At 41.6% G+C, this 15,622-nt stretch carries 13 protein-coding genes; 8 read left to right on the forward strand and 5 right to left on the reverse strand.

Translation table 11 applies throughout. From position 1 onward, the window contains the following. The first annotated feature begins 188 nt into the window (after nucleotides 1-188). On the forward strand, nucleotides 189-545 hold the full coding sequence (locus PSF11_RS14810; RefSeq protein WP_231130423.1) for a hypothetical protein: 357 nt from the start codon (nucleotides 189-191) through the stop codon (nucleotides 543-545). 32 nt (nucleotides 546-577) lie between these two features. On the opposite strand, the gene PSF11_RS14815 is transcribed toward PSF11_RS14810, so the two are convergent. After that, the gene (locus tag PSF11_RS14815; RefSeq protein ID WP_004918721.1) at nucleotides 578-1,528 is read right to left on the reverse strand and encodes a chitinase; all 951 of its coding nucleotides are present in this window, start codon (nucleotides 1,526-1,528) and stop codon (nucleotides 578-580) included. Between the two features lie 148 nt (nucleotides 1,529-1,676). Beyond that, a complete protein-coding gene (locus PSF11_RS14820) occupies nucleotides 1,677-3,719 on the reverse strand; it encodes a choline transporter (protein WP_004918722.1) in 2,043 nt (680 codons plus the stop codon). A 211-nt stretch (nucleotides 3,720-3,930) separates the two neighbouring features. Here PSF11_RS14820 and betI point away from each other — a divergent pair, with 211 nt between their 5' ends. Genes betI through betA form a run of 3 tightly spaced genes read left to right on the forward strand, consistent with a single transcriptional unit; the run spans nucleotide 3,931 to nucleotide 7,747 of the window. Continuing rightward, nucleotides 3,931-4,527, forward strand: coding sequence for a transcriptional regulator BetI (gene betI, locus PSF11_RS14825; RefSeq protein WP_072502181.1), 597 nt, complete (start codon nucleotides 3,931-3,933; stop codon nucleotides 4,525-4,527). 34 nt (nucleotides 4,528-4,561) lie between these two features. Beyond that, on the forward strand, nucleotides 4,562-6,040 hold the full coding sequence (gene betB, locus PSF11_RS14830) for a betaine-aldehyde dehydrogenase (protein WP_053110737.1): 1,479 nt from the start codon (nucleotides 4,562-4,564) through the stop codon (nucleotides 6,038-6,040). Between the two features lie 39 nt (nucleotides 6,041-6,079). Further along, on the forward strand, nucleotides 6,080-7,747 hold the full coding sequence (betA, locus tag PSF11_RS14835; RefSeq protein WP_004918727.1) for a choline dehydrogenase: 1,668 nt from the start codon (nucleotides 6,080-6,082) through the stop codon (nucleotides 7,745-7,747). Nucleotides 7,748-7,978: 231 nt separating this feature from the next. Here the strand turns inward: betA and cutA are convergent, their stop codons facing one another. Next, nucleotides 7,979-8,326, reverse strand: a complete 348-nt coding sequence (gene cutA / locus PSF11_RS14840; protein ID WP_004918729.1) for a divalent-cation tolerance protein CutA — start codon at nucleotides 8,324-8,326, stop codon at nucleotides 7,979-7,981. Between the two features lie 671 nt (nucleotides 8,327-8,997). Between cutA and PSF11_RS14845 the strand changes: the two genes are divergently transcribed. Then, on the forward strand, nucleotides 8,998-10,470 hold the full coding sequence (locus PSF11_RS14845) for a DASS family sodium-coupled anion symporter (RefSeq protein WP_014658088.1): 1,473 nt from the start codon (nucleotides 8,998-9,000) through the stop codon (nucleotides 10,468-10,470). A gap of 56 nt (nucleotides 10,471-10,526) precedes the next feature. Here the strand turns inward: PSF11_RS14845 and PSF11_RS14850 are convergent, their stop codons facing one another. Continuing rightward, nucleotides 10,527-10,736 (reverse strand): hypothetical protein, encoded by a 210-nt coding sequence (locus PSF11_RS14850; RefSeq protein WP_004918732.1) that lies wholly within the window; start codon nucleotides 10,734-10,736, stop codon nucleotides 10,527-10,529. A 325-nt stretch (nucleotides 10,737-11,061) separates the two neighbouring features. Between PSF11_RS14850 and PSF11_RS14855 the strand changes: the two genes are divergently transcribed. Beyond that, nucleotides 11,062-11,934, forward strand: a complete 873-nt coding sequence (locus PSF11_RS14855) for a DMT family transporter (protein WP_004918734.1) — start codon at nucleotides 11,062-11,064, stop codon at nucleotides 11,932-11,934. A gap of 160 nt (nucleotides 11,935-12,094) precedes the next feature. Further along, on the forward strand, nucleotides 12,095-12,415 hold the full coding sequence (locus PSF11_RS14860; RefSeq protein ID WP_004918736.1) for a hypothetical protein: 321 nt from the start codon (nucleotides 12,095-12,097) through the stop codon (nucleotides 12,413-12,415). 48 nt (nucleotides 12,416-12,463) lie between these two features. Here PSF11_RS14860 and PSF11_RS14865 read toward each other — a convergent pair whose 3' ends face one another. Continuing rightward, nucleotides 12,464-13,558 carry an NADH:flavin oxidoreductase/NADH oxidase gene (locus PSF11_RS14865; protein ID WP_040133020.1) on the reverse strand — a complete coding sequence of 365 codons (1,095 nt, stop codon included), beginning with the start codon at nucleotides 13,556-13,558 and terminating at the stop codon, nucleotides 12,464-12,466. Between the two features lie 596 nt (nucleotides 13,559-14,154). On the opposite strand from PSF11_RS14865, the gene PSF11_RS14870 reads away from it, so the two are divergent. Beyond that, nucleotides 14,155-15,471, forward strand: a complete 1,317-nt coding sequence (locus PSF11_RS14870; protein WP_014658090.1) for a CitMHS family transporter — start codon at nucleotides 14,155-14,157, stop codon at nucleotides 15,469-15,471. Nucleotides 15,472-15,622 lie beyond the last annotated feature (151 nt).

A 15,622-nucleotide genomic window follows, 5' to 3' on the forward strand; every position in this document is an offset into this window, starting at 1 on the left:
ATTTTTCATTGAGCTTTATATGATTGACTATTTGATATTAAAGTTTAATTAAATCAATCGTTTGATGCTTGGTTAAACTATCACTTATTTGCGGATAAAAAGACCAATCACGCGAGTTTTTACTGATAAAACTCGCCATCTCATTTGTCATATTTATAATTTTGGCATTATTTTGTAATGAAAATATGATGATGCTTAAAAATTTATTGATATTTAGCCTATTTATTATGTCTCCCCAAGCCATAGCAACGGATTATACCTTCACAGAAAAAGCGCCTGCTGACCGTGTGTATGATGAAGATTATCAAGGTATTGATGCTATCAAGCAGCAGCAACGCTTCATGTTTGATCCAAACAAGAAAGTCGCTGAAGAGGAGCGCAGCTATGAAGATTTACTTGCTCAAAAACAACAAAATGATGCGTGGGATAGTTGGGGTAATGATGTCTGTCATCGCTCTTTCAGCACGATGGGATGCACTAGTGAGCCAGCATGGTTGCATGATCCGCAACAGCTTAAACACATGATTGAACAAGCAGGAAAATAAGGTGAGGCAATGTATCGCCTCACCTTGGGCCGTTATTTCAGTGCGTTAGTGAAGCGTTCCGTGTATTCAAAATCTTTGGTTTGCTCGGGGTTACCTGAATAAGAGGCTGATGCGGACTCGCCGACGCCGACCCTATCGCGGGTTAAGCTCCACATTGAAATTAAGTTCACACCATTAGTTTTTGCAAAATTACTTAATGTATTGATATCGTTAAAATTAAACATAGACCTATCATCATTAAGGCCGATCATCGGTGTGACTTGTACTAAATCATACAGCTCAGCATCTGTCAGTGTAGGGTAGTAGGTTTTTAATTGATTTTTTAGACTGGTTGCCACATCTACGGCGGCCTGCCCCATATTTTTATCCGTTCCTTGACCATAATCCATCGCCATACCATTCACTTTCATTTTTAAACCTGCGTTAACCGATTTTTGTACTAGCGCTAACCCTTTTTCGACAAGGCCATACGGCATAACAGGTAACGTTAGGCTCAAGGTGATATCAGGGTTATTTTTCACGATGGTTGATAGTGCGGTAAAGGTTTTATCGGCATCGTATAAATCATTTTCAAAATCAAAATCCAGTTGTGAGGCACCAAGTATATCAATGACTTCTTGGTAAGTTGCAATCAATTGGTCAACAGTTTGCCTTGCAGAGACATCATAGTTAGCCGCACCTCCGAATGACACAATCACTTTGATATTGGCTTCAATTAACGCATCACAAAATGGCTTAGCCCAAGCGATAGGCATACTCGAATATGCTCCCCATGCGGCATTATTATTAGGATCAGCGGTTAAAAAAGCCAAGTAAACACCATCAACGCTGTGACTAATTGCAGCTTGGCTATATTTAGGGTTTGGTTTGCCGTTAGGAGAAAGCGGGTCATTCCAAATCGCATCAACGGTCACATCCAAATAAGGGGCAAATAGTGTCTTGTTCATCATCATTTCTCCTTGAATAGGGGGAATTTTAGCCATCTGGCATCGCGCCATTAATGAACAAAATACGCCATATTTATTGGTCAAATGATGAACAGATTAATCACTTGTCATGAAATTTATTTCAAAAACACGTGTATTGTTGCATCTTAAAAAGGGGCCTAATGGCCCCTTTGCAGTAAAACGATTAATTAGTTTCAGGAAAGGTTAATGTTGCCCCTGGCGCTTCTCTGCTTAAGTGAATGAAATTAAGATGTTTTTCATATTGATCTAAAATATCACTGATCACCTGTTCTTTGGTGTAATCCATTAAATCATTGCTTTGTGTTCCCTCCCAAAGGAAAGTTTCTAGGCGATAGTAATGGGATTTACCTGAACGTGCGCGGTAGGTAAAGGCGGGAACAGAGTAACGTTGCGGCCAAATTTGATAGATAAAGTTCTGTTCTTCCCCTAAATCAACCACGAGCTCTAGGTGATTTAAACGCTCATCTTCGGCAGGGGGCAGAATATTAAATTCCACATTAGCGCCGCGTAGTGATAGCTCTTTTGCCACTTCTTGCATGGCAGGCGTACACACTAGATCCAACATACGTTGAGTGTAAGTGGTACCGGGGAAGTTCATCACACGGCCCAACCGCTGTTTCCAATTTAACTTACCATTGCCATATAAAGGCGCTGGCGCATTGGTGGTGAGTGAACTGACGCGCCTGAAATCTTCGACTTTTAGCGATTTATACAGCCCCGCCATGATAAAAAAGATCACAAAACTAAAAGGTAACCCCATGATCACGGTCGTATTTTGTAGTGCGGCAACCCCATCGGTCATCAACATACCTAGGGTTAATAAACCAATCGCCACTGACCAGAAAATACGTAACCAGTTAGGCGCATCATTATTGATATCGCTTAGGTTTGAGGTGAAATTCCCGAGTACGAGTGACCCAGAATCCGCAGAGGTCACATAAAATAGTAGGCCAGTGATCGTTGCCACCGATGCGGTCAAACCAAACCCGGGATAGAGCTCTAGTAAGGAGTAAAAGCCTTTTTCAGGGGCGGCAAGCACCGTTTCTGCCAATTCTTTGTTGCCATGAATGATTTCGTATAAGGCGCTGTTACCAAAAATAGATAACCAAAGTAGGGTGAACACGAAAGGGATAATCAGCGTGCCAATGACAAACTGGCGAATTGTCCGTCCACGGGAAATTCGTGCGAGGAATAAGCCCACAAACGGCGACCATGCAACCCACCAAGCCCAGAAAAATAGCGTCCAGCTATTCATCCAATCTGTTGGTCTATCAAAAGCAAAGCTGTTAAGCGTCATTCCCATAAAGCGATTAATGTAATCACCCACGTTAAGCACTAACGCATTGAGTAAAAATTCCGTATCACCAACAAACAAAATGAATAAAATCAGCCCTAATGCGAGCAAAACATTCAGTTCGGATAAGATACGGATCCCTTTATTAACCCCAGATGTGGCGGAAATAACGGCCATAATGACCGAAAGTAAAATCAGGCCACCTTGTACGCCAAGCCCTTGAGGGAGATCAAACAGGACTTTTAAACCATAGTTAAGCTGTACCACACCGATACCTAATGTGGTCGCAATACCAAAAATTGTACCAATAACGGCGGCAACATCGACAGTATGGCCGATTGGCCCATAGATACGTTTACCAAAAATAGGGTAAAGGGCAGAGCGAATGGTTAAAGGCAAATTATATCGGTAACTAAAGTAACCGAGCGCAATCCCCATCAGCGCATACATAGACCAGCCCGTCAGGCCATAGTGGAAGAGAGTCCACACCATCGACTGACGAGCTGCTTCTAATGTTTCCCCTTCGCCAGTGGGTGGCAGCATATATTGCGTGACAGGCTCGGCAACAGAGAAAAACATTAGGTCGATACCGATCCCTGCCGCAAACAGCATGGCAGACCAACTTAATACGCTAAATTCAGGTTTTGATTGCTCCGGCCCTAATTTGATATTACCAAAGCGTGATGTCGCCACAAATATCACAAAGACAATATACAGCGTTGCGGCTAACAAGTAGTACCAACCAAACGTTTTTGATACCCATCCGAGAGTTGCGACGATCCATTGGTTGGCGGTTTCTGTCATGAGTATGGTGAAAAATGAAAATGCTAGTATTAGACCAGCAGAAGTGAAAAAAACCACAGAGTTTAATTTGTCTTTCTGCTGATTTTTTGGACTATTTTGAGTTGTCATCGGCAGTTTCCACAATTTTATTTATTCAAAAGTTAAAAGTTACATTCTTTGCTAATTAATTGAATTAATTGCAAAGAGTTGTTTTTTTACATCTATCTTTCTCCTGATTTTGTAAAACAATTGTGATAAAATATAGTTAATATTGATTGAATGTTCAATTAAAAAAAAGTTTAATAACAGGGTTCACTGTATTTTTTTGGGTCTAGAGGTTATGCCGAAAATAGGAATGCAATCGATACGTAAGCAGCAGTTAATTCAAGCCACACTTGAAGTGATTAATGAAGTGGGCATGCAAGAGGCCAGTATCGCGTTAATTGCTCGAAAGGCGGGTGTATCAACAGGGATCATCAGCCATTACTTCCGCGATAAAAATGGTCTGTTAGAAGCTACCATGCGTCATATTCAGTACCAACTTGGGATCGCCGTGGCAATGCGTTTAAGAATGCTGAGTCATGCCCAACCTAAACAGCGCATTCAAGCCATCGTTGAAGGTAACTTTGATTCTTCGCAAATCAGTGAGGCGGCGATGAAAACATGGTTAGCCTTTTGGGCAAGTAGCATGCATCAACCGAATTTAAATCGGTTGCAGCAAGTGAATGATAGGCGATTGTATTCCAACCTAACGTATGAGTTTGCTCGAGTACTCGATAAGCACGCCGCGCGTATGGCCGCAAAAGGGCTGGCGGCGTTAATTGATGGGTTATGGTTACGTAGTGCATTGAGTAATGAAGCTTTTCCATTACAGGATGCGTTGACCATCACGAATGAGTATATCGATATGCAGCTCAGTCGGCCGCGGGATAGCTAAACCAAAAGAAACGTTTTAATAGGAGGGAGATATTATGCACGAACCACAATTACATAAACTTTATATTCATGGTGGTTATGTAGATAGCTCACAACCGGAATGTGGGCAGTTTGATGCAATTAACCCAGCGAACGGTGAAGTGATCGCTCGTTTACAATCGGCGACACATGAAGACATCGATTGGGCGGTGGAAAGTGCCAAACAAGGGCAAAAGATATGGGCATCAATGACGGCAATAGAGCGTTCACGCATCTTACGTCGAGCAGTTGATATTTTACGTGAACGTAATGACGAGTTGGCTCAGTTAGAAACATTAGATACTGGCAAGCCACTTTCAGAGACGCGTTATGTGGATATTGTGACGGGGGCGGATGTTCTCGAATACTACGCCGGTTTGATCCCCGCTTTAGAAGGCGAACAGATCCCATTACGCGATAGTTCATTTGCCTATACGCGCCGTGAGCCGTTAGGTGTTGTCGCTGGTATCGGTGCTTGGAACTACCCTATCCAAATCGCACTTTGGAAATCTGCTCCTGCTTTAGCCGCAGGTAATGCCATGATCTTTAAGCCAAGTGAAGTGACCTCATTGACCGCACTCAAATTAGCGGAAATTTACACAGAAGCAGGGCTACCTGCCGGTGTGTTTAATGTGGTGACAGGAGGAGGCGCTGATGTGGGCCTATGGCTGACGGAGCATCCGGGCATTGCCAAAATTTCCTTCACAGGTGGCGTGCCTACAGGTAAAAAAGTGATGGCAAATGCCTCTGGGTCAACTCTAAAAGATGTCACGATGGAGTTGGGGGGGAAATCACCACTGATTATTTTTGATGATGCAGATCTGGATAAGGCTGCTGATATTGCCATGATGGCTAATTTTTACAGTTCGGGGCAAGTTTGTACTAATGGTACGCGGGTCTTTGTTCCAGAACATTTAAAAACGCAATTCGAAGAGAAGATCCAACAACGTGTTGCACGTATCAAAATAGGCTCGCCTATTGATGATGAAACCAATTTTGGCCCGCTAGTGAGTTTTGCTCATATGGAAAATGTGTTGCGTTATATCGAAATTGGTAAACAACAAGGGGCGAAACTGCTTTGTGGAGGTGAACGCCTCACAGAAGGTGTGTTTGCTCAAGGCGCGTATGTATTACCTACGGTATTTACCGACTGTTCTGATGATATGCAAATCACTCAAGAAGAGATTTTTGGCCCTGTGATGAGCATTCTCAGTTACCAATCTGAAGATGAGGTGATTGAACGCGCGAATAACTCGCTATATGGCTTGGCAGCGGGGATCGTGACTTGTGATTTATCCCGTGCGCATCGTGTCATTCATCAATTAGAAGCCGGAATTTGTTGGATTAATACATGGGGTGAATCACCCGCGCAAATGCCTGTCGGGGGCTATAAGCACTCAGGGGTTGGCCGTGAAAATGGCTTAGTCACACTACAAAATTATACTCAAATCAAATCAATACAAGTCGAACTTGGGGAGTTTGCATCCGTATTTTAATTTCTTATTTTTAATTTGACTGAAACAGAGGAGATAACAATGGTCTATGACTACATTATTATCGGTGCTGGTTCAGCCGGTAACGTTCTTGCTACCCGCCTGACAGAAGATTCTGATGTTACTGTGCTGCTCCTTGAAGCTGGAGGACCGGACTACAGGTTCGATTTTCGTACACAAATGCCAGCGGCATTAGCATATCCATTACAAGGTCGACGCTATAATTGGGCCTATGAAACTGATCCTGAACCTTACATGAACAACCGCCGTATGGAGTGTGGGCGCGGAAAAGGGCTTGGGGGGTCATCGCTGATCAATGGTATGTGTTATATCCGAGGTAACGCATTGGATTTTGACGGGTGGGCGCAAACTCCAGGTTTAGAAGACTGGAGTTACCTCAATTGTTTACCTTATTTTCGCAAAGCGGAAACGCGGGATATCGGTGCAAATGATTATCATGGTGGCGATGGTCCTGTCAGTGTGACTACGCCTAAAAATGGTAATAACGTCTTGTTTCATGCCATGGTTGAAGCGGGGGTTCAGGCTGGCTATCCAAGAACAGATGACCTAAATGGTTATCAACAAGAGGGCTTTGGTCCAATGGATAGAACGGTAACACCAAAAGGGCGTCGTGCGAGTACGGCTCGAGGTTATCTCGATCAGGCTAGAAAACGTAAAAATCTGACCATTATTACCCACGCCACTACAGATGTTATTGAATTTGAATCGAAAAAAGCGGTTGGCGTGAAATTCTACCAAGGGAGCAGTAAAACTGCCGTGCATGCCAAAGCCCGTAAAGAGGTGCTTTTGTGTGCTGGCGCCATTGCTTCACCTCAAATATTGCAGCGCTCAGGTGTAGGGCCAGAAGATGTGCTCAAAGAGTTTAATATCCCCGCGGTGCATGTGTTGCCTGGGGTAGGGCAAAATTTGCAAGATCACCTTGAGATGTATTTGCAATATGAGTGTAAGCAGCCCGTTTCGCTCTATCCAGCATTAAAATGGTATAACCAACCCGCTATCGGTGCGGAGTGGTTGTTTAAAGGAACGGGTATCGGTGCTAGTAACCAATTTGAGGCGGGCGGATTTATCAGGACAAGTGATAAGTTTGCATGGCCAAATATCCAGTTCCACTTTTTGCCTGTTGCAATTAATTACAACGGCAGTAATGCAGTAAATGTACATGGTTTCCAAGCTCACGTAGGCTCTATGCGTTCGCCGAGTCGAGGGCGTGTGAGGATAAAGTCAACGGATCCTTACCAACACCCGAGTATTTTGTTTAATTACATGTCGAGTGAGCAGGATTGGGAAGAGTTCCGTGCCGCCATTCGCATTACCCGCGAAATTATGGCTCAACCAGCATTAGATCCGTACCGAGGTGAGGAAATTAGCCCCGGTAAACATGTCCAATCAGACGACGAGCTTGATGCTTTTGTCCGCGAGCGCGCTGAAACGGCATTCCATCCTTGTGGCTCTTGTAAGATGGGATACGATGAAATGGCGGTCGTTGATGGTGCAGGTCGTGTACATGGCCTTGAAAATCTAAGAGTGATTGACGCTTCAATCATGCCTTTGATTATTACAGGTAACTTGAATGCAACGACAATTATGATCGCCGAAAAGATGGCGGATAAAATCCGTGGGCGTGAACCCTTACCGGCAAGTCAGGCTGATTATTATGTTGCAGGGGATGCCCCTGTTCGCCAGCTATAGTTGCATTAATCTATCAATGGCCCCAGCCAGCGAAGGGGTCATTTTTTCGATCGACCAAAAAAAATCATCGAAAAAAGCCCTCAATAAAGAGGGCAAATAAAGCGAAAACGAGAACTTCTGTATAGCATTTATTTTTTACTTACCATAGCAGACCAGTTAGCGAATCCATCGGTAACGCCATGGAGAGTGGAATATTGAGAACAACCTCACTATTTAACACCATGATGACGCTTATTTGACTGATTTAACTAACCACGCCAAATATCCACTGTCGACCTGATCCAAATCGAGGCTAATCAATTCAGGAGTTTCGTATGGGTGGATTTCCTTGATAGCAGAAAACAATTCAGCTTGGTTTTTATTAGTAGATTTAATGAGTAACAGTACCTCTTTATCTTGTGCGATCTCGTTCTTCCATTGATAAATGGAGGTTATCTCAGGCAGCAATGAAACACAGGCCGCCAAGCGTCTATCTAATAACTGTTGAGCAATCTTGACCGCATTATTTTGGCTGTTTGTTGTACATAAAATAATGCAAGGTTGGTGCTCTTTATAACAATTTACATCATGCTTTATCATCTATATTTCCTTAGAATAGTTATCTAATTCAGAGTGTCCATGATTAAGATTAGATTAAATAACCACAATATGTATGAAGTTTAATCAAGTGATAATTGTAATGTAGTGGTAAATAGTTTCCTACTAGACTATCTAATAAGATATAAGGTTATTAAAACATCTAAGTACGTATTGATGAATAGCGTGTTATTTGTACATTTAACTCGAAATTTTTGAATTTGTTATTTAATGCTATTTAGCAAAATTAAGATTATTTGTATGAATAATTCGATTCAGCCTGCATTTTTACCTATTGTAATATAAATAAATCATTGGGTTTTGTATATTGTTGATGTTTCAACGTCTATTTTAAATGAAATAAACAATGTTTTTTGTATGGTTAATTATTTAAGGCAATGAACGTGCTTTTTATATGAATGTTATACATTGTCGTTTATAAAATAAAAGTTAATATTATGATGGTTCCTTGTTAAATGCTATTAGTAAATTGTTGTAATTACTAATTACTCTTTGTTACTAAATTTAAATCGTTTTTTATATGTAAAAATAGCTATGTCAATGATAACGATCAATGTCTGACAAAGATATTTAGTTAACATATTTGTAATGATAAAAAATATATTGCTAAGAATTTTTTATTTCCATCTTAAAAACATGTATGGATGCCCGATATGAATAAACTGACCCCATTAAAACCTATACCTACATTGATAGCAGTTGCAATCACACTTATTATTTGGTTCCTAATCCCTGTTCCCGAAGGTGTTAATCCCGATGCTTGGCATCTATTAGCACTCTTTGTTGGAACGATCGCCGCAATTATTGGTAAAGCCCTTCCTATTGGCGGTGTTTCCATTATTGCCATTGCTTTAGTGGCTGCAACGGGAGTGACTAATCCAAACTCCACAAAGGATGCGATAGCGGATGCGTTAAGTGGTTTCTCAAATGACCTGATTTGGTTAATCGGTATTTCTATTATGGTTTCAATGAGCCTAAATAAAACCGGATTAGGCGCGAGGATTGGCTATTATGTTATTTCCTTATTTGGTAAAAAAACATTAGGTATTGCTTATTCACTGGCGATTGCAGAAACAGTACTTGCGCCAGTGACCCCAAGTAATACTGCGCGTGGCGGGGGGATCATTCACCCTATTATGCGCTCCATTGCGGATAGTTTTGGCTCTAAGGCCGATGATGGTACTGCCGGTAAAATAGGGCGTTATCTCTCTTTGGTTAACTATAATATTAACCCGATTACTTCAGCGATGTTTATTACCGCGACGGCGCCAAACCCTTTAATTGTCAGTTTGATTGTCAGCGAAGCTGGAGGAGCAAATGAATTAACTTGGTCAATGTGGGCGCTAGCAGCATTTGCACCTGCTTTGGTGTCGTTAATTTTGATGCCGTTAGTTATCTATTTCATGTATAAACCTGAAATTACGTCAACCCCTGATGCGCCTAATTTTGCAAAACAGCGTTTACAACAATTAGGCCCAATTTCATTACCAGAAGTTATTACGCTTGGTGTGTTTGTGCTATTACTGGTGATGTGGGCAGGTGTACCCGAACACGTATTTGGACCTGCTTATAAGATTAACGCAACAACGGCCGCATTTATTGGACTGGGTATTTTATTAGCCACGGGCGTCATCAATTGGGATGATGTATTAAAAAACAAAGGGGCTTGGGATACCGTTGTTTGGTTTGCTGCTTTGGTGATGATGGCAAGTTTCTTAGGTAAGCTAGGTTTAATTAAATGGATGTCCATCTCAGTAGGGACTTCAATCGATAATATGGGATTGAGTTGGGTTTGGGGAGCATTAATCCTTGTGCTTATCTATGTCTATTCACACTACTTCTTTGCGAGTACAACCGCCCACATTACCGCGATGTTTGCTGCTTTCTTTGCGGCTGGTTTAGCGCTTGGCGCTCCACCGATGTTACTCGGCTTAACCTTAGCATTCTCCTCTTCTTTGATGATGTCTCTGACCCATTACGGCACAGGAACTGCCCCCATTATTTTCGGTTCAGGCTACGTAACACTCGGCGAATGGTGGAAAGCCGGATTTGTGATGAGTGTCGTCAACCTTATTATCTGGATTGGTTTAGGCAGTATTTGGTGGAAAGTCTTAGGTTTCTGGTAATTCATTACTCAAACAAAAACCGCAATGGCCGGAGAAGATCCCGGCCATTTTTTTGTTTAGTAGGATGTCAACAGTAATACAATAGCGGTAGAGATACACGCCGCTAACATCACTTTAGACCAACTGAGATTGAACGATGAGTTCATGGCATTTTTCCATAACAAGCTAATTTCAGCAGGATGAGCATATTTGCGTGTATTAATAGCGCTTTTTATCTGACTAATTTTCTCTGAATCGTTATATGGATGTTTATGTGTGATTGACATATCGACCTACCTTTTTGAGCTGATGCGTAATGTGCTCACTGCATCAAGCCATTGATTAATTATCTATTTGCATTATGTCACCCCAAAATTTCAGAAAAATTGACCAGTTTAATGGCATATTTCCCCATTTATTCGATGAGAAAACAGTCAATAGGAAGGAATAGTGATTGATAACTGTATTTTATTAATGTCATTGGCGTGTTAAGAGGAAATGAAGAAGTTTTCAAAGCCCTATTTAATCAAGGAGGCAAAATAGAGATTGGCATAAATAGTATAGACAGTATGATGATGACAATAATGTCGTGATTGATAGGTAAAATAAAATATGCAGTCGCAAAGGAAAGCCGAACTATTTTTAGTGCTGACCACTTTTATTGCCGCATGGGGATGGATTTTTTCTCGTGAAGCTGTACAAGGCATGCCAATATTTGCTTTTTTAGGTAGTCGTTTCTTATTGGCGGCGATCATTCTAGCCCCTTTTTGTTGGGGGAAACGCCATCATATTCGCTTGCAACAACTACCGAGTATTTTGATGACGGGGGGATGGATGGCCCTCAACCTCGTTTTATGGATTTATGCCGTTGCTACAACAGACTCGCTAGGTGAGGGCGCGTTTATCATGAGCCTAGCCATGCTGTTTGTGCCATTAGTGGGTTGGGTGCTTTTAAAAATACGGCCGACACGTTATTTTTGGCAAGCGTTACCTGTTGCAGTATTAGGCTTAGCGTGTTTAACCCTGTTTAAGGGGCAAGTTCAGTTTAAGAGTAGTCAACTTTGGTTTTTAGCTGCCGCAATCGTTCAAGCCATTTATTTCTGCTATACCAGCGTCTATGCGCGTAGTGTTCCTGTTTTACCTTTAACGGCTATTCAGTTGGCTTGTACGGGCGTGGTTGGTTTGACGTTATCTCTTTTATTAGAGGAGTGGCCAACCACGTTAGCGCCATCGATATTGATGTGGTTTATTGCCAGTGTGGTGATAGCAACCAGCTTACGTTTTATTTTGCAGTTGATTGGGCAAAAAAATACCACTGCCGCGAACGCTGCCATTATTATGATTTTAGAACCGGTGATGACCGTGTTTGTTGCTGCCATTTGGTATCATGAACGGATGCCAATGATCCAAATAATAGGTTGTATTCTTATTTTAAGTGCTCTCTTTTATTATCGATGGCGCTCTTTTCGAGCATTATCAAAATAAGACTTTTACTAAAAATAGTCCTTATAATAGAGATTTTTTAAATTAAAGCAGCTATTATTATTTACATGAGAAAGGTATGGGTAATTAATCTAAATATGACTCTCTTATTTAAATTTTTTAGATTAATAGTAATGCAAACTAAATTTATAATAGGCTAAAGATGAAAAAGATCGCATTAATTTTGGGTATGGCAGGCATTATGACATTATTAGCAGCATGCTCGGACGATAAAGCCGAAATCGCTGAATCTAAAAAAGTTTTTGTGAGTGATTGTGTGAAAGCGTCTGGGAGTCCAGCCGGTGAAACCGCAGATGCTATTAGCGCAATTTGTGCCTGTGCATATGACAAAACAATCGAAAAATACGGTTTGAAAGAATATAAACGTATTGAAGGTGAATTAGCGAAATCAGCAACAGCAGAAGCTGATTTTCAAAAATCAATGGTTGAATTTGTTAATCAGTGTACAAAAGCTGAGCGTTAATTAAGATATATCACAGCGGTAAGTGTCTTGTTACCGCTGTGACTATTATTATGCGCTAAATAACTTTTTATATTGATAAGGCGCACTGCGTAAATATTGTGGTGCAACACTGATATTTTGCCCTAGTTGCGCTGCCGCATGCCAAGGCCAACGAGGGTTGAAGAGTATCCCTCGACCGATTGATACAAAATCCGCTTGCCCAGTAGCGATTATCGCTTCGGCTTGATTAGGCTCAGTAATAAGGCCGACGGCAATCACCGGCATCATTGTATGCTCATGAATAGCTTGAGCGAGTGGCACTTGGTAATTGGGGCTAATAGGGATCTGCTGCTCAGACGATAACCCCCCTGACGAGACGTGTATATAATCACAGCCTAGTTCTTCGAGTTGTTCAGTAAGTTCAATGGATTCAGGAACCCCCCATCCACCACTAACCCAGTCGGTTGCAGAAATTCGAACGCCAACAGCAATATTGGGATTAACTGCATCTCTAACCGCACGAAATACATCGATTAATAGACGACTGCGGTTTTTAAAATTGCCCCCATATTCATCTTGGCGCTGGTTCGCGATTGGCGATAAAAATTGATGCAATAAATAACCGTGGGCTGCATGGATTTCAATAACATCAAATCCCGCATATTCTGCACGTTTAGCCGCATCGACAAATTGTTGTTGGATGTCGTGGATCTCTTGTTTGCTCAGTTCTCTTGGCGGGTGTGAATGACCAAAAGGCAAGTTTGACGCAGAGACCGTTTCCCAGCCATTTTGTTCTTGTTTAGAGAGGCTCTGACCACCCAGCCAAGGGAGATCTGTTGAGGCTTTTCTACCTGCATGAGCGATTTGAATACCTAAGCGTGCATCAGCAAATTGCCTGATATCTGCTAACATGTTTTTTAGGGCGGTTGCCTGTTCATCATTCCAGATACCGAGATCTTTATAGGTGATACGCCCAGCGGGGGTGACTGCGCTAGCTTCGACAATAACTAACGACGCCCCTGAAAGCGCGAGATTCATATAGTGTGAATGATGCCAAGCGGTTGGCATGCCGTCGATGGCGGAATATTGGCACATCGGTGGAACAATGATCCTGTTTTTTAGGGAAATTTGCCCCAAAGCTGCGGGGGAAAATAGGAAGCTCATCTGTCTTGTTCCTTAGTGATCATGATTAATTTATCCATGATACAAGTAAGTTCAGTATCATTTTGTGCTGTTCATGTGGTTTTTTACAGTTAAAGCTCAATTCTATTAGTCACAGAATAATGCAAGTAGATAAGTATAAATTTGAGAACTATGTGAAAAAGTATAATTTTCTGTCTGTTTCTCCTCATTGTGAAAATAAAACACTAAAAAAAAATAGAAAACATAAACTAGTTTGATAATTAAAAATAATTACCCTCTTATAATCGCCAGCTTAGCAATTAAGTAAATAAAAAACAATTAATATTGGTATTAATTTTAATTAATGGTTTTAATGGTGCTAATAGCGTTTTGCTCTAAATTTTTATCTTAAACGCTGATTTTTATGGCTAATTTTTAGGTTGTTATTCAGCAAAAAAATGATCTAGCTCTTGCGAAAATTAATTTTGATTTATATAAGGTCAGGGAGATAGATGTGTATTTACCGTATATTCAAAATGCATATCGCAACATTGAAAATATACAATGGAATAAATTAATACTCGTTTAAGTGTATTTAATTTTCACCTTAAAAATATAATTCTAATAAGGAACTCAATGTGTTAACAATTATCGGTATATTGATCATTCTTTCCATCGTCACCTTGCTTATGATGGGAAAAGTTAGCCCTATCATTGCAATGTCTTGTATTCCTTTTATTGGCGCCCTGATTGCAGGGTATTCAATCCCTGAAATTTCAGCTTTTTTTGAAAGCGGTATCAATAAAGTCTCTAAAGTGGCGGCGATGTTCCTGTTCGCTATTTTATTCTTTAGTTTGATGAAAGATTTGCATATTTTTGATCCTCTTATCCGTTTGATGGTCAAAATGACGCGAGGCAATGTGATCATTGTGTGTGTGATGACCACACTAATTGCGGGTGTCGTGCATTTAGATGGCTCTGGTGCCGCGACATTCCTGATTATTATTCCAGCACTGCTGCCTTTATATCGCCAGCTCGGCATGAGCCCTTATTTAATGTTGTTATTGATGTGCGCCAGTATGGGGATTATGAACATGGTGCCATGGGGTGGCCCATTAGGCCGTGCTTCTGCGGTGACAGGCATTGATGCCGCAACGTTATGGCAAAGCTTGATCCCTGTGCAGATCATCGGTATGGCTGGTGCTGTGGTATTCGCAGTAATTATGGGTTTACGTGAGAAACGCCGTATTGCCGCTGCTGCACTTAAAGGCACGAGTCCGTATCTGATGGACTCTTTATTGCCTGCTAATGAGCAAATAGCGGATGTGAATGAACAAATAAACAAGCCACAAAAGCCATGGATTAACGGTGGGTTAATTGTCGCTTCTATTATTTGTCTGGCATTTGGACTGTTATCGGCGCCTTATGTGTTTATGATTGCGTTATCAATCGCCTTGCTGGTTAATTTTCCTAATCCTAAAGATCAAATGAAGGTTCTCTCTGAACATGCCCCACAAGCGTTAGGCATGGTCGCGATTATTCTCGCTGCGGGTGCTTTCCTCGGTATTTTGTCGGATGGGGGAATGCTAAAATCGATCGCTGAAGATTTAACGGCAATATTACCAACAGAATGGGTCTCTAAAATCCATATCTTTGTTGGCATCCTCGGCGTACCGATGGATATTTTCACCAGTACCGATGCGTATTACTTTGCTCTGCTACCTATTATTCAGCAAATCGCTGAAACGGCTGGTGTAGACCCCTCTTCGGTCGTATATGCAATGGCAATTGGTAATAACGCCGGAACATTTGTTAGCCCATTCTCACCAGCTGCATGGTTGGCAATGGGGCTTGCTGGAATTGATATGGGGCGCCATCTGCGCTATTCATTCGGTTGGATTTGGCTGTTTAGCTTCTTCACCTTAGCGGTAGGTGCTGTACTCGGCTTATATTAAGCCACAGGTTAGCCTTTTAATGCATCGGTGTGCCCCTTAAGATAAGGGGCACATTGTCATTTTTAACGTTTAAAATTGAGGGAAAGGGGCTAAACAGCGCGACACAGCAAAAGTGAAAGTGGGCTGATACGCGATGAAAGCCACTCCATTA

Origin of the sequence: Providencia sp. PROV119 (genome assembly GCF_028482435.1) — a bacterium.
GTDB lineage: Bacteria > Pseudomonadota > Gammaproteobacteria > Enterobacterales > Enterobacteriaceae > Providencia > Providencia stuartii.